The 18,684-nt window shown below is 74.4% G+C and carries 17 protein-coding genes and 1 pseudogene; 10 read left to right on the top strand and 8 right to left on the bottom strand.

Annotation, left to right across the window (positions count from 1 at the left end; genetic code table 11):
- The first annotated feature begins 35 nt into the window (after positions 1-35).
- The 3 genes from ACH01S_RS12955 to ACH01S_RS12945 all read left to right on the top strand — a co-directional run bounded on the left by ACH01S_RS12955 (position 36) and on the right by ACH01S_RS12945 (position 2,689).
- Complete coding sequence (locus ACH01S_RS12955; protein WP_067889999.1) at positions 36-1,085, top strand: DUF6777 domain-containing protein; 1,050 nt, start codon at positions 36-38, stop codon at positions 1,083-1,085.
- 25 nt (positions 1,086-1,110) lie between these two features.
- Positions 1,111-1,578, top strand: coding sequence for an ArsR/SmtB family transcription factor (locus ACH01S_RS12950; RefSeq protein ID WP_083980632.1), 468 nt, complete (start codon positions 1,111-1,113; stop codon positions 1,576-1,578).
- Positions 1,579-1,642: 64 nt separating this feature from the next.
- A complete protein-coding gene (locus ACH01S_RS12945; protein WP_067889998.1) occupies positions 1,643-2,689 on the top strand; it encodes a cation diffusion facilitator family transporter in 1,047 nt (348 codons plus the stop codon).
- Between the two features lie 6 nt (positions 2,690-2,695).
- On the opposite strand, the gene ACH01S_RS12940 is transcribed toward ACH01S_RS12945, so the two are convergent.
- Together ACH01S_RS12940 and ACH01S_RS12935 are read right to left on the bottom strand one after the other, a co-directional pair.
- Complete coding sequence (locus ACH01S_RS12940) at positions 2,696-3,583, bottom strand: amidohydrolase family protein (protein WP_148344599.1); 888 nt, start codon at positions 3,581-3,583, stop codon at positions 2,696-2,698.
- Between the two features lie 29 nt (positions 3,584-3,612).
- On the bottom strand, positions 3,613-4,674 hold the full coding sequence (locus ACH01S_RS12935; protein WP_148344600.1) for an alpha/beta hydrolase: 1,062 nt from the start codon (positions 4,672-4,674) through the stop codon (positions 3,613-3,615).
- A gap of 198 nt (positions 4,675-4,872) precedes the next feature.
- Here ACH01S_RS12935 and ACH01S_RS12930 point away from each other — a divergent pair, with 198 nt between their 5' ends.
- Complete coding sequence (locus tag ACH01S_RS12930; protein WP_067890096.1) at positions 4,873-5,859, top strand: diacylglycerol/lipid kinase family protein; 987 nt, start codon at positions 4,873-4,875, stop codon at positions 5,857-5,859.
- Positions 5,860-5,873: 14 nt separating this feature from the next.
- Here ACH01S_RS12930 and ACH01S_RS12925 read toward each other — a convergent pair whose 3' ends face one another.
- Together ACH01S_RS12925 and ACH01S_RS12920 are read right to left on the bottom strand one after the other, a co-directional pair.
- Complete coding sequence (locus tag ACH01S_RS12925) at positions 5,874-6,989, bottom strand: DmpA family aminopeptidase (RefSeq protein WP_067889997.1); 1,116 nt, start codon at positions 6,987-6,989, stop codon at positions 5,874-5,876.
- 14 nt (positions 6,990-7,003) lie between these two features.
- Positions 7,004-7,681, bottom strand: coding sequence for a TetR/AcrR family transcriptional regulator (locus ACH01S_RS12920; protein ID WP_067889996.1), 678 nt, complete (start codon positions 7,679-7,681; stop codon positions 7,004-7,006).
- A gap of 152 nt (positions 7,682-7,833) precedes the next feature.
- Here ACH01S_RS12920 and ACH01S_RS45885 point away from each other — a divergent pair.
- Positions 7,834-9,153, top strand: a pseudogene (locus ACH01S_RS45885) (APC family permease); the annotation flags it as partial.
- Between the two features lie 23 nt (positions 9,154-9,176).
- Here the strand turns inward: ACH01S_RS45885 and ACH01S_RS42115 are convergent.
- A complete protein-coding gene (locus ACH01S_RS42115; protein ID WP_083980630.1) occupies positions 9,177-9,866 on the bottom strand; it encodes a PadR family transcriptional regulator in 690 nt (229 codons plus the stop codon).
- Between the two features lie 80 nt (positions 9,867-9,946).
- A complete protein-coding gene (locus tag ACH01S_RS12905) occupies positions 9,947-10,825 on the bottom strand; it encodes an aldo/keto reductase (protein ID WP_067889989.1) in 879 nt (292 codons plus the stop codon).
- 76 nt (positions 10,826-10,901) lie between these two features.
- Between ACH01S_RS12905 and ACH01S_RS12900 the strand changes: the two genes are divergently transcribed.
- Positions 10,902-11,570 (top strand): helix-turn-helix transcriptional regulator, encoded by a 669-nt coding sequence (locus tag ACH01S_RS12900; RefSeq protein WP_067890093.1) that lies wholly within the window; start codon positions 10,902-10,904, stop codon positions 11,568-11,570.
- A 28-nt stretch (positions 11,571-11,598) separates the two neighbouring features.
- Here the strand turns inward: ACH01S_RS12900 and ACH01S_RS12895 are convergent, their stop codons facing one another.
- The gene (locus ACH01S_RS12895) at positions 11,599-11,991 is read right to left on the bottom strand and encodes a hypothetical protein (protein WP_067889987.1); all 393 of its coding nucleotides are present in this window, start codon (positions 11,989-11,991) and stop codon (positions 11,599-11,601) included.
- Positions 11,991-14,453: a DUF4132 domain-containing protein gene (locus ACH01S_RS12890; RefSeq protein ID WP_067889985.1), complete on the bottom strand. Its 2,463-nt coding sequence runs from the start codon at positions 14,451-14,453 to the stop codon at positions 11,991-11,993. The genes ACH01S_RS12895 and ACH01S_RS12890 overlap by 1 nt, the downstream gene beginning before the upstream one ends.
- Before the next feature lie 109 nt (positions 14,454-14,562).
- Here ACH01S_RS12890 and ACH01S_RS12885 point away from each other — a divergent pair, with 109 nt between their 5' ends.
- The 4 genes from ACH01S_RS12885 to ACH01S_RS12870 all read left to right on the top strand — a co-directional run bounded on the left by ACH01S_RS12885 (position 14,563) and on the right by ACH01S_RS12870 (position 18,674).
- Positions 14,563-16,020, top strand: a complete 1,458-nt coding sequence (locus tag ACH01S_RS12885; RefSeq protein ID WP_067889979.1) for a flavin-containing monooxygenase — start codon at positions 14,563-14,565, stop codon at positions 16,018-16,020.
- A gap of 24 nt (positions 16,021-16,044) precedes the next feature.
- Positions 16,045-16,812: an SDR family NAD(P)-dependent oxidoreductase gene (locus tag ACH01S_RS12880; protein WP_067889977.1), complete on the top strand. Its 768-nt coding sequence runs from the start codon at positions 16,045-16,047 to the stop codon at positions 16,810-16,812.
- 120 nt (positions 16,813-16,932) lie between these two features.
- Entirely contained in the window at positions 16,933-17,709 is a 777-nt protein-coding gene (locus tag ACH01S_RS12875; RefSeq protein WP_067890091.1) for a serine protease, read from the top strand.
- 41 nt (positions 17,710-17,750) lie between these two features.
- Positions 17,751-18,674: an NAD-dependent epimerase/dehydratase family protein gene (locus tag ACH01S_RS12870; RefSeq protein ID WP_067889975.1), complete on the top strand. Its 924-nt coding sequence runs from the start codon at positions 17,751-17,753 to the stop codon at positions 18,672-18,674.
- Positions 18,675-18,684 lie beyond the last annotated feature (10 nt).

Raw genomic sequence — 18,684 nt, 5'->3', positions numbered from 1 at the left:
TGGCCCGAGGCGGGAGACAGCGGGAGACATGACGCATGCCTGAGATCCATTCGAGAATTGCGCGGCGCCGGGTCCGGTTCCGGTCGGCGGCGGCGGCCGCGGCGGCGCTGGCGCTGGCGGCGACCGCGCTGGCCGCGTGCGGCGACGCGGGCGCCACCATCACCAGGCTGACCGTGGGAACGCCGGGCCCCGACCCGTACACGCTGGTCGCCAACACCGACAAGACCGGCGTCAAGCCGCGCCCCCAGGCGGGCGGGAAGAAGACCGGCGACTCCCCCGGCCTGTACGGGGGGACGCGCCAGGCGTCCACCTGCGACCAGCAGAAGCTGGTGGCGTTCCTGCAGGCCAACCCGGAGAAGGCCAAGGCGTGGGCGGAGGTCCAGGGCATCCCGGTGAGCGATATCCCGCGGTATGTGTCGCGGCTGACGCCGGTCCTGCTGCGCACCGACACGCTGGTCACGAACCACGGGTACCACGAGGGCAAGGCGGTGTCCGCGCCCGCCGTCCTGCAGGCCGGAATGGGCGTTTTGATCAATGGTTACGGAGTGCCCACGGTCAAGTGCAATTGTGGAAATCCGCTGACCCGTCCGAAGGAAAAGATCTCGTCCGGCAACGTGTCCTACACTGGCCGATCCTGGCCGGGATTCAAGAAGCGGAATGTGACGGAGATCCAGCCCCGGGATTCGCGGAAGGGGACGATCGAGACCTTCGTCCTCGTCGACCCGGAGGCGACGATGGGGTTCGAGCGGCCGCGCGCCACCGAGGGCGAGTCGGACGGGCCGCCCACCGAGCTGCCGACCACGGAGACCGAGGTCCCGACGAGCGACTCGCCGGCGCCGTCCGACTCCGGGCTGGACTCGCCCGGCGTCGAGTCGCCGGGGCCGGAGTCGCCCGGGACCGAGTCGCCGGGCACGGAGACGCCGAGCCCCGAGGTTTCGCCGGGTTCGCCGGGCGTCCCGACCGAGGATCCGGGTACGGGTGGCGGCGACCCCGGGACGGGCGGCGGAATCGAGCAGCCCGGCGAGCCCACGCAGGGCCCGATGTCGCTGCCGCCGTCCGAGGAGCCCGCCCCGACGGTCTCCTGAGGACACCTGGAGTATATTTGCTCATATGAGCAGTGCTTCAGATATCGCTCCCGACGCCCCGGGCGCCGCCGGCGCGGCGGCTCCGGAAGCTCCGGAGGCCGTCGCGGCGGCCTCCGCCGAGGCCGTCGCGGCGGACGCGTGCGCGGTCCGCGTCGTCGACCCCGCGAAGGTCGCCCTGGTCACCGCCGCGCTCCCGGCCGGGGAGACGATCAACGAGCTGGCGCAGGTGTTCGGGCTGCTGTCCGACCCCGGGCGGCTGCGGGTGATCATCGCGCTGCTCGAAGGGGGCGAGATGTGCGTGTGCGACATCGCCGCGTCCTGCGGGCACTCGGAGTCGGCGGTCTCGCACGCGCTGCGCCTGCTGCGCGCCAACCGGGTCGTGCGGGTCCGCAGGTCCGGCCGGATGGCCTACTACCGGCTGGACGACTCGCACGTCCGGATGCTGCTCGACCTCGCCCTCACCCACATCGGCCACGGGGAGGACTCCCGATGACCGGAGCGATGCGAGGACCCGCGCGAGTCCCGAGCGAGGGCCGCCCGCAGAAGGGCGCGGTCTCATGACCCGGGAACGGAAGACCGAGACCACCGAGCACGGGCACGGGCACGGGCACGGGCACGGGCATGGCCACGGCCACGGCCACGGGCACGCCGTCTCACCGACCGCCGACCGGCGGCTGCTCGGCGGCGCGCTGGCGCTGATCGTCGTCTACATGGCGGGCGAGGTCGTGATCGGCGTGATCGCCGGGTCGCTGGCGCTGATCACCGACGCCGCGCACATGATGACCGACGCGTTCGCGATCGCGCTGGCGCTGGTCGCGATGCGCATCGCGGCGCGCCCGCCGAAGGGCGGCTACACCTACGGCCTGCGCCGCGCCGAGATCCTGTCCGCGCAGCTCAACGGGCTGACGCTGATCCTGCTCACCGTCTACTTCCTGTACGAGGGCGTCCGGCGGCTGATCGAGCCGCCCGAGGTGCACGGCCAGTTCGTGTTCTGGACGGCCCTCGCCGGCATCGCCGTCAACGTCGCCGCGACCGTGCTGATCAGCCGGGCCGACCGGCGCAGCCTGAACGTCGAGGGCGCGTTCCAGCACATCCTGAACGACCTGTTCGCGTTCATCTCCACGGCGGTGGCCGGGCTCGTCGTGTGGACGACCGGCTTCGCCCGCGCCGACGCGATCGCCTCGCTGGTGGTGGCGTCGCTGATGCTCAAGGCGGGATACGGGCTGCTCCGGGACGCGGGCCGCGTCCTGATGGAGGCCGCGCCCGCCGGGATCGACCCGTCCGAGCTCGGCGGCAGGCTCGCCGGACGGCCCTGCGTCGAGGAGGTCCACGACCTGCACGTGTGGGAGGTCAGCTCCGGCTACCCGGCGCTGTCGGCGCACGTGCTCGTCGACGCCGGGGGCGACTGCCACGCCGTCCGGCGCGACCTGCAGGAGCTGCTGCGCGACTCGTACGGGATCACCCACTCCACGCTGGAGGTCGACCACGTCGGCGCTGTGGCGGGCGGCGGGCACGTCCACTGCGACGACGCGCACGGCCCGCGCCACGTGGCCGACGGCGACGACCCGCACGAGCACGCGGGAAGCGCGCCCTGCGACCACTGACAAGGGTCAGGCCAGGCCGAACAGGCGGGCCGGGCCGTGCCAGCAGACGGCGCGGAGCCAGTCGTCGCCGAGGCCGAGCGCGGCCAGCGACTCCAGCTGGTGCGCGTACTCGTAGGGGATGTTGGGGAAGTCGGTGCCGAGCAGGACGCGCCCGGCGAGGCCGAGGTCGCGCAGGCGCGGCAGCAGCGCGTTCGGGAACGGCGCCAGCGCGGCGAACCTCGTGAAGATCATCGTCGTGTCGAGGTGGACGCTTTCGTACCGGTCGGCGAGCGCGAAGAACCCGTCGAACTCGGGCGCGCCGAGGTGCGCGACGATCGCGGTGAGCCGCGGGTGCCGGGCGAGGACCTCGCCGAACGGCCCCGGCCCGGTGTACCCGTTGGCGACCGGCCCCGACCCGGCGTGGACGAGCGCGGGCACCCCGGCGTCGGCGAGCGTCCCCCATACCGGGTCCAGCTCCTTGGCGCGCGGGTCGAACCCGCCGACCTGGAGGTGGACCTTGAAGACGCGGGCGCCCGCCTCGACGGCGCGCCCGGTGTACTCCTCGACGCCGGGCTCGGGGAAGAACGTCGCCGTCTGGACGCACTCGGGGACGCGGGCGGCGAACCCGGCCGCCCACTCGTTCAGCGACTCCGCCATCCCCGGCCGGTGCGGGTACAGCAGGGACGGGAAGGCCCGCACGCCGAGGCCGCGCAGGAACGCGAGCCGCTCCTCCTCCGAGTCGCGGTACCGGATGGGCCACTCGGCGCCGATCAGCGGACCGGCCTCGTCGAAGTAACCCCACACCGCGCTCATCAGCCGCTGCGGCATGAAGTGGACGTGCGCGTCGATGAGACCGGGCAGCCCGAGCCCCTGCCAGAACGCCGGGACGGCCGAATCAGAACGAGGTTCTACCACGCCCCCGACCCTAGCGGGCCGCGGACAGGTCAGACGATCTCCGCCAGCAGGGCGGGCAGCGCCGCGCGCAGCTCGCGCCGCCAGTAGGGCCACGTGTGGGTGCCGCGGTAGAAGTGCGTCGAGACCGGGAGGCCGATCTTCCGCAGCTTGCCCGCGAACTCCTGCGACACGGTGTGGACGAGCCGCTCCACCGGATCGCCCCCCGAGCGCCCGCCGGCGAGGTCGTACGCGCCGGGCACCCCGTCGCCCGCGCTCACGTGGACGCGGACGCCCGTCAGCCGGTCGGCCAGGTCGTACGGGTTGTGCTGCCGCCACACGACGCGCTGCTCGCCGGGGTCGCCCCAGACGTCCGTCCAGTCGAGGGACGGCGCGCCGGTCGCGACGCCCAGCTCGACGAGGTCGGCGACGTCGAGCCCGGACGGGTCCCGGTACAGCGTGTGGACGGGCCCGCTGAACGAGGCCGCCGCCCGGAACAGCCCGCGGTGCCGGGCCGCGTAGGCGAGGGCGCCGAGCCCGCCCATCGCGTTCCCGGCGACGGCGCGGTCCGGCCCGGCGCGGTAGCCGCGCTCCAGGATCTGCCGGAGCTCGGCGAGGTGGAACGTCTCCCAGCGCGGGCCGTGGCCGTCGCCGCGGTTCCACCAGTCGGTGTAGGTGCCGGACGGGCCGCCGTCCGGCATGACGACGATCACGTCGGCGTCCTCGGTCAGCTCCTCGATGTCGGTGTGGTCGCTCCAGGCGGTGTGCCGGTCCGGCCCGGCGAGGGCGCCGTGCAGCAGCCAGAGGACGGGCCAGGTGCGGGCGGCGTCCCGGGACCAGCGCCGGGGCAGCAGCAGCCGGACGTGGGCGACCCCGCCGAGGGCGGGCGAGCGCACCGCCAGGTCGAGGACGCGGCGGCGCGGCCGCCGCTCGCCGACCACGGCCGCGCCGTCGTCGGCGGGCGCGGGCCACAGCGGCGCGCCGCCCGGCGCGATCGAGGCCGCGATCGAGGTGGACAGGGACGCGGCCACGCACGCGGTGAGCCCGGCCACCCCCATCACGAATCCCGCTTCCGCCAAGGCGCGCAGCCGCATGGTCCCGTCCCGGTGGCTCATGGAAAGTGCGTCACCGGTAATGCTCCCCGCTTACGGCCGTGTTTCAACGGCGCGTATCGGGTTTATGAAATATCGGTCTGGAGAGCCTCGTTGTCCTCCCTTGTAGGGTGACGCGGACGAGAAGGCCGGACGGCAGGGGTCGGAGGCGGCGGGGGACGGAGGGGCAGGGCGGTGCGTCCCGGAATGCGGAGCGGTGAGATGCGGACCAAGGCGGAGCTGGAGTCGGCGATCGCGGCCGGCGGGCGCGCCGCGCTGGTGATCAACTCGCGGTCCCGGCGGGGGCGCCGGCTGTACGGGCGGGCGCGCCGGCTGCTGCGCGAGTCGGGGATCGACTTCGTGCACGTGTTCCCGGTGACCGACCCGTCCCGGCTGCGCGAGCTGTTCGCCGACGTCCTCGCCCTGGAGCCGGACCTCGTCGTCGTCGGCGGCGGGGACGGCACGGTCGCCGAGGCGGTCGGGCACCTCGCGCACCGCGACATCGCGCTCGGCGTGCTGCCGCTCGGCACCACCAACAACTTCGCGCGGAGCCTGGAGCTGCCGCTCGACCTGCCCGGCGCGATCCGGACCCTCGCGGTCGGGACGCCGGGCGGCGGCAAGGTCGCCGACGTCGACGTCGGCTGGTTCGAGAGCACCGGCGACCCGCAGGGCGAGGGGCCGGGCGCCGACCGCGAGCACATCTTCGCGAACATGGTGAGCCTCGGCGTGTCGGTGCAGGTGGCCGAGCACGTCCCGCACGCGCTGAAGAGGGTCGTCGGGCGTCCCGCGTACGCGCTGACGGCGGCCCGGCTGCTGCCCCGGCACGCCGCGTTCACCGCCCGGATCACGATCGACGGGGAGACCCGCGAGCTCGCCACGCACCAGCTCAACGTCGCGAACGGCGCGCACCACAGCGGGCAGCGGATCGCCCGCGACGCGAGCCCCGACGACCGGCTCCTCGCCGTCTACCGGCTGGGCGACGAGCGGCGGCTGCGGCTGGCGTCGGCGACGGCGCGGCACGTCCTCACCGGCCCGTGGCGGTCGCTCGACGAGGACGCGTTCCTCACCACCGACCACGTCGAGATCGAGACCGACCCGCCGATGCGGGTGGACGTGGACGGCGAGATCCGCGGCCGGACCCCGGTGTCGATCAAGATCCGCGGCAACGCGCTGCGGGTGATCGTCCCGCGGACGTTCGTCGACACCTGAGCCGCCGCGTCGCCTCAGGACGCCAGGACGCCGCGGGCGGTCAGCAGGTCGCGGAGCCGGTCGTGCGGGAGGGCCGGGGAGCGGTGGCCGTCGCGCCCGGTCATGGGGCGGGCGGCAAGCAGCGCGTTCAGCACCGCCTCCTCGACGGTCTGCACGACGGCCTCGAAGAACGGGTCGATCTGGTTCCACTGGACGAACGTCATCGTGTCGTAGCCGGGTTCGGGGTCGGGGAACCCGCCGCTGATCGCGCCCGGGTTGGCGTTGGAGAAGGCGAGGAAGACGTCGCCGGACGAGTGCTGCCCGTAGGTGCCGGTCCGGGCGAGGCCCAGCGGGACGCGGCGGGCGAGCGCCGCGCACTGGCCGGGGAGCAGCGGCGCGTCCGTCCCGACGACGACGATGACCGAGCCCGCCCCGGCGGGGGCGAGCCAGTCGGTGTCCTCGATCGGGTTGTCGTCGGCGAGGTCGGCGCCGAGCGGGACGCCGCACACGGCGAGCTGGGCGCGCGACCCGAAGTTGGCCTGGACGAACGCCCCCACCGTGTAGGTGTCGGCGCCGTAGGCGACGACGCGCGAGGACGTCCCGCTGCCGCCCTTGTAGGAGTAGCAGTTCATGCCCGTCCCGCCGCCGACGGAGCCCTCCGCGACCGGGCCGGGCCGCGCGGCGTCGATCGCGGCGACGGCGTGCTCGGGCCGGACGTGGTCGCCGCCGACGTCGTTGAGGTAGCCGTCCCAGGTCTCGGCGACGACGGGCAGCATCCACTCGCGGTGCTCGGGGTGCTCGCGGCGCGTCCAGTCGATCGCGCCGCGGTGGCAGGCGCCGACCGCGTGCGTGTTGGTGACGAGCACGGGCAGGCTCAGCGCGCCGGTCTCGGCGATCCAGTGCGAGCCGGTCATCTCGCCGTTGCCGTTGAGCGCGTGGATCCCGGCGGCGCACGGGTCGAGGACGCCGCCCCGGCCGCGCGGCAGCAGCGCGGTCACGCCCGTGCGGACGGGCCCGGCGCCGGGGCGGAGCGGGCCGTCGCCGCTGATCAGCGTGGTGTAGCCGACCTCGACGCCGGGCACGTCGGTGATCGCGTTGTGCGGTCCGGGCGTGCCAGGCAGCGGCAGTCCGAACGAGCGGGCACGGGTCATCGCTTCCCCTCCGGCTAGGCGAGTTCGTCCAACGGGTCTTCGGGCTGGGGCGGGGCCTCCGGCGCGGCCGGGCCCACAGGGGCCTCGGGGGCGGTGAGGTCGCAGCCGGTCGCGTCGGACGCGGCGGCGAGCAGCAGCGCCTCGGCCCGCGCGGTGTCGACGGTGGGCACGGCCATGACGATGTGCAGGCCGTAGCCGTCCTCCAGCGCGACGAGGTTGCGGGCGATGGCGCCCGCGTCCCGGGTGAGGGCGAACGCGCCCGTCGCGGCGCCGGCCTCCAGGATCCCGGAGTAGATACCGACCTGACGCTCGTACAGCCGGATGTGCTCGGCGGCGTAGGACGCGTCCCGCCGGGCGACCGTGCCGAGCTCGTACAGCAGCACGCACAGCTCGTCCCCCGGCCCGGACGGCAGCCCGCTGCGGACCATCGCGGTCAGCCGGCGGCGCGGGTCGGGCTCGCCGCGGACGGCCTCCTCGCGCGCGGCGCAGAACCGGTCGACGGCCTCGCGCTGCACGTCCCGCAGCAGGTCGGTGAGCGTCGGGTAGTAGTACAGGACGGATCCCGGCGACATCTCCGCGGCCGCGGCCACGTCCCGCAGCCGCAGGTCGAGCATGCCGCGCTCGAGCACCGCGCGGCGGGCGGCCGCGACGAGGTCGGCGCGCCGCTCGTGGGCCCTGCTGGGTCGTGCCATGCCGACATTCTCCGAAGATCGTTCAGACAATGCAAGTCAGAGTCTTCGCAGGAAAACTCGAAACCAACTTGTAACATGCCTGGTCCTTGACCTGGCATCGGAAGGTTCTTTGATACTCATTCAAGGAATTTCCAGCCCAGGAGGTGCCCGTCATGGCCGCTCCAGAGGTCCGCGAACCGGCCGCCGCAGGCCGTCCGCCCGCACTGCACCGCGGGCTCCGCACGATCGGCGCGCTGCTCATCGTGCTGTCCGCGGTCACGCCCGCGTCGTCGGTCTTCATCATCGCGCCGGGGGTGATCTCGCAGGCGGGCACCGGCGCCTTCCTGAGCTTCGCCGCGGCGGGCGTCGTCGGGGTGTTCATGGCCTTCGTCTACGCCGAGCTCGCGTCGGCGTACCCGCTGACCGGCGGCGAGTACGCGATCGTCGGCCGCACCCTCGGCCGGCTGCCCGGCTTCGTCGTGCTCGGCCTGATCCTCATCACCCAGCTGCTGATCCTCGCGGTGATCGCGCTCGGCGTCGGCACCTACCTCGGCGTCGTCGTCGACGGGCTGAACGGGCCGGTGATCGCCGCCGTCACGGTCGCCGTCGCCACCGTCATCGCGATCCTCGACATCAAGGTCAACGCGGTGGTCACCGGGATCTTCCTGGCGATCGAGATGATCGCGCTGGTGGTGCTGTCCGCGCTCGGCTTCCTGCACGTCGAGCGCCCGATCACCGACCTGATCGCCGACCCGGTCGTCGGGATGGACGGCGGCGGCGTCACCGCCGCGTCCGCCGGGCTGATCGCCGCCGCCACCGCGGTCGCGATCTTCGCCTACAACGGCTACGGCTCCGCGGTGTACTTCGGCGAGGAGACGCACGACGCGCACAAGGCCATCGCGCGGACGGTCCTCTGGGCGCTCGGCATCACGGTCGCGGCCGAGCTGATCCCGGTCACCGCCGTCCTGCTCGGCGCGCCCGACCTCGACAAGCTGTTCCACGCGGAGAACATGCTGGAGTACTTCGTCACCGCGCGCGGCAGCGACACCCTCAACACCGTGCTGAGCCTCGCCATCGCGCTCGCCATCCTGAACGCGGTGATCGCGATCATGCTGCTCACCGCGCGGCTGATCTTCAGCTCGGGCCGGGACGGCACCTGGCTCCCGAAGGTCGACCGGGCGCTCACCGCGATCCACCCGCGCTTCGGCACGCCCTGGATCGCGACGCTGCTGACCGGCGCGCTCAGCGCCGCCGCCTGCTTCCTGGACGAGAAGTTCCTGCTCGTGGTCACCGGGACGTCCCTCGTCGTCGTGTACGGCGCGCTGTGCGTCGCGGTGATCGCCGGACGCCGGAACGGCACCACCGCGCACGCCGGGTACCGGATGCCGTGGTTCCCGCTCGCGCCCGTCGCCGCGCTCCTCGCGCTCGTCTACGTGATCTACCAGAACGCGAAGGACCCGGAGATCGGGCGGCCGAGCCTGTACGTCACCGTCTCGGTGGTGGTCGTGGCGGCGGCCTACTTCATGCTCGTCCTGCGGCGCCGGGGCGGCTGGAGGCTCACCGGCGACCCCGGCGACCCGGCCACCGAGCCGGCCGACTCCGGTGCCGAGCCGGACGCCGAGCCGGGCGGCGCGGACCCGGACGGCGAGGAGCCGCGGTCGTCGGCCATCACGTAGGCGCCCGATTCCAGCCGCTCGATCAGCCGGCGCGTCCACGCCGTGGCCGCGTCGGCCGAGTGCACCCACCAGCCGAGCAGTTCCCGGTGATGGTCGTCTGGGTCCTGCTCGGCGAGGTGGGGGGCGACGGACGAGCGCCAGTCCGCGAGGCCGTCCAGCCGGCGGCGCAGCAGCGCGACCGCCTCGGCGCGCGGCAGCTCGGTGAGGAAGCCGAGCCCGGCGGTCAGCATCTCCGGGTGCCGGATGTCGACCGTCGCGAGGGCGCAGCGCAGCAGCCGGAGGAACTCCTCCCGCCCCTCCTGCGTGATCTCGTAGTCGGTGTGCGGCGGCCCGGCGTCGCTCTCCTCCACGTCGTGCGCCCGCAGCATGCCCTCCTTGGCGAGCTGCCTGAGCGCGTGGTAGATCGAACCCGGGTTGACGTGGGCCCACTCGTCCGATCCCCACGAGATCAGATCGCGGCGGACCTCGTACCCGTGGGCCCGCCCGGCCCGCCGCACGCCGCCGAGCACCAGCAGCCGCGTCGCCGACATCTCACTCCCCCTGACCGCTCCCCCTGATCGCAACGTGCGCATCAGCGTAGGCCGTGCCGGGGACAAGCGGCGAAGTACGGCTATTGTCGCAGCTCGGCGAGGTCGGCCGCGGAGAGCGCGAGACGCCCGGCGGCCATGTTCTCGTCCAGGTGGTCGAGGGAGCCGGTGCCGGGGATGGCGAGCATCACCGGCGAGAGGGCGAGCAGCCCGGCGAGCAGCACCTGCGGGACGGTCGCGCCGTGCCGGGCGGCGACCGCGTTCACCCGCGCGTCGTCCGGGATCCCGAACCCGCCGAGCGGGAAGTAGGGCGCGTAGGCGATGCGGTCGCGCTCGCAGACCGCGAGCAGCTCGGCGTCCCGCGGCCGGGTGACGTCGAACCGGTTCTGGATCGCCGCGACGGGCGCGATCCGCCGCGCCTCTTCGAGCTGGGCGGCGCTCACGTGGCTGAGCCCGAGATGGCGGATCAGGCCCTCCTCCCGGAGCCCGGCGAGGACGGCGAACCGCTCCTCGATCGGCTCGTCCCGGGGCGTCTCCAGCCCGCCCGGACGCAGGTAGACGAGGTCGAGCCGGTCGAGCCCGAGCTCGGTCAGGTTCCGCTCCACCTCGGCGCGCAGCCCCGACGCATCGAGCTGGCCGGACGGGAACGGGTCGTCCGGCCCCCGGTACGGGCCGACCTTCGTGGCGATCACCAGGCCGTCCGGGTAGGGGGCGAGCGCCGCGCGGATCATCTCGTTCGCGGCCGGGCCGTCCTGGTGGTAGTAGAACGCGGCGGTGTCGATGTGGTCCACGCCGAGCTCGACCGCCCGGCGCAGGACCTTGAGGCCGGTCTCCCGGTCGTTCGGCGGGACGTCGCGGCGGCTCGCGGGCAGCCGCATCGCGCCGAAGCCGAGCCGGGAGACGCGCAGGTCGCCGCCGAGGTCGAACCGTCCCGCACCGCTTGCGTGGAAGTCCTGTGTCATGGGCCCCACTGTGCTGCGGCGGGGCGTCCGGGACGACCGGCTGGCAGCTTGCTGCCAGGTGGCAGACTGGGTGCCGATGAGCGTCGACCTGGACCGAAACGTCGTGCTCCGCGGCGAGGCGGAGCTGGTCGAGCGCGCCGCGCCGCTGTTCCTCGCCAGCGAGGAGTTCGCCTGCGCGGCGGCCGACACCCGCACCTGGGCGCTGCCCGGGGCGCGCGAGCGCATCGTCGCCGAGCGGCGCCGGGCGCGGCCGGGGCCCGCCGTCCGCAAGCTGTACGGCCCGGCGGCGCTCGCGGACGAGGAGTCCGAGCGCCACCTCGTGGACCTCGCGAAGGCCGGGGCGCGGGTGCGGATCTGCTCGGCGCCGCTCCCGCACGAGACGATCATCGTGGACGGCCGGGTCGCGATCCTCGCCGGACCGGCCGCCCCCGGCGCCGTCCGCGAGTACACGGTCGTCCGGTCGCCGGGCGTCGTGCGGGGCGTCGTGTCGCTGTTCCGGGCGACCTGGGAGACCTCCGCCGAGCTGGCCGACTACCGGCGCGGCCGCCCGCCCGCGCTGTCGGAGCAGAGCCGCCGCATCCTCGCCCTGCTCGGCGGCGGGCTGAAGGACGAGGCGGCGGCCCGGCGGCTCGGGATGTCGCTGCGCACCTACCGGCGCCGCGTCGCGGAGATCCTCGTCCTGCTGGACGCCGACTCCCGCTTCCAGGCCGGGCTCCGCGCCCACGAGTTCGGCCTCCTCCCCTGAGCCCGCCGACTCCCCTGAGCACACCGCCTCACCCGCCGACCAGCGGGACGAGCTTGACGAACACGAGGTCGGGGTCCGCGGTGAGGTCGACCTCCTCGTCCAGGTCGTCGACCTGGCGGTCGCCCGCGAGGACGAAGAACCCGTTGCCGCGGAACGCGCGCTCGGCGATCTCCGCCTGCCGCTCCCAGTCGAGGCGGCGCGGCCCGGGGAGCCGGTAGCCGTTCAGCTCGGCCTCGGCGTCGTCCGGCCGGACCAGGCCGCGGAACCGCTCGGACGGCCGGGCGTTGTGCCGCGCGACCTCCTCGCGGACCCGGAGCCTGATCAGCTCCCGGACGGTCATCCGGTCCGGCAGGCCCTCCACCGTGACCTCGGCGACCGGCTTCCCGGTGGCGGTCTCGTCCCGGAACGTCACCGCGGGCATCAGGCACCTCGCTTGATCTGGAGGAGGATCGACTCGTCCTCGATGCGGTCGTCGGCCGCGAGGAGGAACGCCTTGCTGAGGATGAGGGAGAGCCGCTCGTCCTCGAACGGCAGGAACACCTTCCCCTGGCCGCGCCGCCCCTGGACGATGCACAGGTAGGCGTCGTCCGGCTCCATCAGCACGTTCGCCGACCCCAGGTGGATCTTGTAGGTGCGCAGCTCGCCCCGGACCACCAGGTAGCGGCCGTCGACGGCGCAGCGGCCCGCGATCCTCGTCCGGGGCAGGAGGCGCTCCAGCGCCGCGCGGCGGACCTCGGCGCTCGCGGTCAGCTCGCCGAACGTCGTCTCGCGCCAGTACGCGGCGAAGCGGTCCTCCCCGCGGTCGGCCCACTCGGGGTCGGCGGCGATCGAGGTGACGCCGACGAACAGGTCGACGTCGCGCATCGCCTCGCTGAACACGACCGCCGGGACGCCGGACAGCGGCGTCTCGCGCCAGGCGCGGCCGTCCCGCCGCTCGAACCTCACTTGATCGGTGGTGGCGTGCTCCGGGCCCCAGGCGACGTTCTCGACCGGCTCGTGGTAGAAGCACGCCCGCCATTCGCCGCCGCCGAACTCGCCGCGCGCCTCGCCGCTGTACCCGCCCTCGTACCCGCCGAGGAAGTTGGACCGCCAGCCGCGCTCCTTGAACAGCGCGTACAGCCGCCGGTAGTGGACGATGTGCGCGGCGAACCGGTTGGAGTACGTCGCGGTCTCCTCCTCGGCGGGCGTGAGCAGGTAGATCTCGCGGAACGCCTGCTTGAACGGCTGCCGGACCCGCGCGTCGACGATCCGCTCCCGCCAGGCGCGGACCTCGTCCACGGAGGCGCGGATGGGATGCCAGAGCCGCACCCGCGCGTAATCCCCGTCCGGAGCGCCGAGCACGGCGTGCCATTCGCCCCGGTCGTCCTCGAACTCCCAGATGAGGCCGCGGACGACGACGCCGGTGACCGGGTGGTCTCGGTAGTGCTCGCGCCATTCGCCGTAGGGCCAGACGCGGTCCTCCGACATCAGCGCCTCGATACGGGCCCGCTCGGTGGACAGCGTCGCCCGCACCTCCTTCGCGAGGGCCTTCAGCTCTTTCAGCTCGTCCGGGAACCCGGCCTTGACGGCGGCGGGGGCGGTGCGCGACGTGCGGCCCCGCGCGGTGAAGGTGAGCCGGACGGTCGCCGCGTCCTCGACCGCGATCCGCGCGGTGTGCTCGCCGAGTGTCCGCTCCACCGCGCCGTCTGGGCCGAGCCCGTGGGACGGGACGCCGCGCTCCACGAGCTGCGCCGCGGTGATCCCCTGCCGCTCGGCCACCGCCTGGAGCGCGGTGTCGAGCTGCTTGCGCAGCGCCCTGTTCTTGATCTTCGTCCGGAGCGGCCACAGCGCCGCCAGTGCGCCGTCGCCGCACGCGGCGAGCGCGTTGATCGCGGCGCCCGCGACCTTGAGGCCGTCGTCGACGTCGCCGCCGGGCGCCCCGGCGCGCAGGGCGAGCGCGCCGAGCCGCCGCACCGCCTCCGGCCCGCCGGTCAGCGCCGCCGCCCAGAGCAGGCCCCGCGCGAGGTTCCCGTGCCGCTGATGCACCAGGTAGTGGTAGTGGTCGCCGTGTTCCCGGTGGGACAGGGCCGGGTCCTCGGCCAGGGCGCGCAGGGTCTCGGCCACGGCGTCCCGGGCGTCCGCCGCGTCGGTCAGCGCGACGCACGTCCGGCTCCACTTCCGCGACGGGCGCGGCGACGACAGGCTCGCCAGATGGCGCACGAGCCGCGCGAACTCGATGTCCCCGCCCCGCGCGCGCTCGCGCAGGGCCGCGGCCCATGGGTCGTACGGCGGGATCAGCCCGTCCGGGATGTGTGCCTCGTCCAGGCGCGCGAGCAGGGCCCGCAAGCGCCGCTCGACGGCGGTGCGCTCCGCCGTCGCGACGGTGGCCCCCACCAGCCCGCGTTCGGCGCCGCGCAGCGGGCCCGCGACCTCGCGCAGGCCGTCGCCGTCGAGCCGCTCGACGACGGTCAGCGCGATGCCGAGGGAGACCGCGTGCCAGGGGCGTTCGGCGACGCAGCCGAGCAGGGCGGCGGCCTCGCCCGGCGTCCAGCCCCCGGCCCTGGCCGCCGTGTCGCGCATGGCGTCGCCATGGGCATGGAAGACGGCGGCGTCGTGGCGGGCGGCCAGCATGAGGGCGATGACGGCGGCCCTGGCGTCGTCGGCCCCGGTGTCGTCAGCCTCGGTGCGGGCCGCCAGCTGCAGGTCGAACTCGGCCTGGAGCGCCTCCTTCACGCGCTCGTACTCGTCCCACCCGTCGCGGGCCGCGACTTCACTGGTCCACTCGTGCGCCCGCTGGCGTTCGAGGACGGACAGGAGCGGGCGCGACCGGTCGAGGGCGGCGAGGCGGATACCGTCCAGGCCGTCGTCCGCGCGGGCCTCGGCGGCGAGGGTGTCGTGCAGCATGCCCGGATGGTGGCAGGCGCCGCCGACAGAATCGCGGGGCGTCCTGGCCAGCGCGCGCACGGCCGCCTACGCTCGGACGTACCGCTGCAGAACGAGGTTCGGGACGGCCATGGCGCACAGCGTGGTGATCATCGGAAGCGGGTTCGGCGGGATCGGGATGGCGATCCGGCTCCGGGCGGCCGGGGTCCGCGACGTCGTCGTGCTGGAGAAGGCGGACGGCCTCGGCGGCACCTGGCGCGACAACACCTACCCCGGCGCGGCCTGCGACGTCCCGTCCCACCTGTACTCGTTCTCGTTCGAGCCCAAGACCGACTGGTCGCGCCGCTTCCCGCCGCAGCCGGAGATCCTCGACTACCTGCGGCACTGCGCCCGCAAGTACGGCGTGCTGGAGTGCGTCCGGTTCGGGACGGAGGTGACCGAGGCCCGCTTCGACGAGGACGCCGCCCTCTGGCGGATCACCACGACGTCCGGCGGGCTGGACGCGCGGGTGCTCGTGTCGGCGTGCGGGCAGCTCAACCGCCCCGCCCTCCCGCCGATCGAGGGGCGGGAGGCGTTCGCCGGGCCGAGCTTCCACTCCGCCCGCTGGGACCACGGCGTCGACCTGCGCGGCCGCCGGGTCGCGGTGGTCGGGACGGGCGCGAGCGCCGTCCAGTTCGTCCCGGAGGTCGCGGCGGAGGCGGCGGAGCTGCGGCTGTTCCAGCGGTCCGCGCCGTACGTGATCGACAAGCCCGACCGGGCGTACCGGCGCTGGGAGGGCGCCGTCCTGCGGCACGTGCCCGGCCTGTACGGGCTGAGCCGCGCGCGGATCTACGCGCTGTACGAGTCGCGGGCCCTCGGCTTCGTCAAGTACCCGCGGCTCCTGGCGCTGCTGGAGAAGCGGTTCAGGAACACGCTGCGGCGGGGCGTCCAGGACCCGCGGCTGCGGGACGCGCTGATCCCCGGCTACCCCATGGGCTGCAAGCGCATCCTGATCTCCAGCGACTACTATCCGGCGCTCGCCCGGCCGAACGTCGACCTGGTCACCGACCCGATCACCGGCGTCACGCCGACCGGCGTCCGGACGGCGCGCCGCCACTACGACGTGGACGTGATCGTCTACGCGACCGGGTTCCGCACCACCGAGTTCCTGTCCCCCATGAAGATCGTCGGGCGGGGCGGGCGGGAGCTGAACGAGGCGTGGCGGGACGGCGCGCACGCCCACCTCGGCATCACGGTCAGCGGGTTCCCGAACCTGTTCCTGCTCTACGGCCCGTACACCAACCTGGGGCACAACTCGATCATCTACATGCTGGAGTCGCAGTTCCGGTACGTCCTCGGCTGCGTGGACGCGCTGCGCCGCGCCGGGCTCGCCTGGATCGACGTCCGCCCCGACGTGCAGGACGCCTTCACCCGCGACATGCGCGAGCGGCTCCGCTCGACGGTGTGGGAGAAGGGCTGCCGGAGCTGGTACATGACGGCGGACGGCAAGGTCGTCAACAACTGGCCGGGCTTCACGTTCGCCTACCGGCGCGCGACCCGCCGCCCCGACCCGCGGCATTTCCGCGCGCGGCGTGCGGCCGCCCGGTAGCCCCCGCGATCTAGGCTCGGTCCCATGCCGACCGCCTTCATCACCGGCGCGACCGCGGGGATCGGCGCCGCGTTCGCCCGCCGCCTCGCCTCCGACGGGTTCGACCTCGTCCTGGTGGCCCGCGACGCCGCGCGGCTGGAGCGCGCCGCCGCCGGACTCCGGGACGAGTACGCCGTCCGCGCCGAGCCGCTGCCCGCCGACCTGTCCACCGACGCGGGGCTCGCGGCGGCCGAGGACCGCGTCCGCTCGGACGTCGACCTGCTGGTCAACAACGCCGGGTTCGGCAACAGGGGCGTGTTCCTCGACGTCCCCGTGTCGGACGAGCTGACCATGCTGAGGGTGCACTGCGAGGCCGTCCTGCGGCTCACCCACGCCGTCCTGCCCGGCATGCTGGAACGCGGGCGGGGCGGCGTCGTGAACGTGTCGTCGGCGGCGGCGTTCGCGACGCGCGGCACCTACGGGGCGTCCAAGGCGTGGGTGGTGAGCTTCAGCCAGGGCGTCGCCGCCGACATCGCGCGGCGGTCCGGCGGCGGCGTCCGGGTGATGGCGCTGTGCCCCGGCTTCGTGCGCACCGAGTTCCACGACCGCGCCGGGATGGACATGTCGGACGTCCCCGGCTTCATGTGGCTCGACAAGGACGACGTCGTCGACACCGCCCTGCGCGACCTGCGGCGCGGGGTCCAGGTCAGCGTCCCGGGCCCGCAGTACAAGGCGATCATCGGCCTCTCCCGGGTGCTGCCGCGCGCGCTGGTCTCGCGGATGTCGTCAACTACCGGCCGTAAATACGAGTAGGCGGACGGTCAAGGCGCGCGGCCCGGCGCGGGCGAGGCGGCCGGGAGACCCGCGCGGGGTCCCGGAAATGCCGCCGGGGAAGGGCGTGCGCGGCGCGTCATGATCACGTACATTGCCGTGATGGCCCTCCCCGTCCGCCGGGCCCTCGGCTCGGCCCCGCTCGCCGCCGCCCTGCTCATCGCCCTCCTGTTCTCCCTGGTCGGCGCGCTGCCCGCGCCCGCGTCCGCCATCGTCGGCGGAACGCCCGCGCCCGCCGCCCGGTACCCGTGGCTCGCCGCCGTCGGATCGCCGGTGTTCCTCGTCCGGGCGTCCGGGCAGTTCTGCGGCGGGGTGCTGACCGCGCCGGACCGGCTGCTCACCGCGGCGCACTGCGTCGACCTGTTCCGGGCGGTGCCGTGGCTGCTGACGGCCACCTTCGGCCGCGACGACCTGCGCGGGGCGGGCGGCGAGACCGTCCAGGTGAAGGGCGTCCGGGTCCACCCGGGATACCGGGAGACCTCGTTCAAGGGCGAGACGGTCGGCCACCACGACCTCGCCGTGCTGACGCTGGCGCGCCCGGTGCGGCGGGGCGTCGCCGTCCTCGACCGGCCCGGCGCCGCCCCCGCCGGGGAGATCGCCGGATGGGGCGGGACGTCCGCGAACGACCTGTTCAACACGCGGTTGCGGGCGGCGGTCGTGCCGGTCCACGCCAACGCGGTGTGCGAACGCGCCTACGGCGACTCGTTCGACGGATCGGACATGCTGTGCGCCGGATCGGCCGCCTCCGACTCCTGCGAGTTCGACAGCGGCGGGCCGCTGCTCGTGCGCGGCCGGGTCGTCGCGCTGACCTCCTGGGGGTACGGCTGCGCGCGCCCCGGCTACCCCGGCGTCTACGCGCGGCTCGGGTCGCTGCCCTAGACGGCGTTGCCGCGCCGCTCCCCCGCCGCGATGCTTGGACGGTGCGGGTCTTGGTGACGGGTGCGGCGGGTTACATCGGGTACGCGGTCGCACGGCGCCTCGCGGCGGCCGGGCACGACGTGGACGGGCTGGTGCGGCGGGACGCGGCGGCGCCGGAGGGGACCGTGCCGGACGGGGTCCGCCCCGTCCGCGGCGACCTCCTCGATCCCGGCGGGCTGCCGCGCGGCCCCTACGACGGGGTCTGCCACCTCGCGGCGCTGACGCGGGTCCGCGAGTCGTTCGAGGCACCGCTGCGCTACTTCGCCGCCAACGTGCAGGGCACCGTGAACCTGCTGGAGGCGGTGGACGCGCCCCGGATCGTGTTCGGCTCGACGGCCGCCGTCTACGGGACGCCGGAGCTCCAGCCGATCCCGGAGACCGAGCACACCGCGCCCGGCAGCCCGTACGGGGCGTCGAAGCTCGCCGCCGAGCAGGCCGTCCGGTTCCACGCGCGGACGGGCGCGGTCGGCGCCGTCGTGCTGCGCACCTTCAACGTCGCCGGGTCGGTGGACGGCCGGACCGACCCCGACGGCACCCGGCTGATCCCGAAGGCGCTCGCCGTCGCCGCGGGGCGCGCCCCGCACCTGGAGATCAACGGGGACGGCCGGGCCGTCCGCGAGTACCTGCACGTGGACGATCTCGCCGCCGCCTACGTCCTCGCCCTCGCCGACGTCCGGCCCGGCGAGGACCGCGTCTACAACGTCGGCAGCGGCGCGGGCGTCGCCGTCCGCGAGGTGGTCGCGGCCGTGGAGGCGGTGACCGGGCGGCGCGTCCCGGCGCTGCGCCGCCCGGCCGCGCCGGAGGCGCCGGTCCTCGTCTGCGACGCGGGCGCGATCCGCGCCGAACTCGGCTGGCGGCCGGAGCGGTCCGCACTGCCCGAGATCATCGCCGGCGCCTGGAACGCCCTGACCCGCGAAGACGGATAAACTCCCCACC

This window comes from Actinomadura chibensis NBRC 106107 (assembly GCF_001552135.1).
GTDB lineage: Bacteria > Actinomycetota > Actinomycetes > Streptosporangiales > Streptosporangiaceae > Spirillospora > Spirillospora chibensis.
Note: the sequence above shows the minus strand (reverse complement) of the source record. Positions and strands in the feature narration are given on the sequence as shown.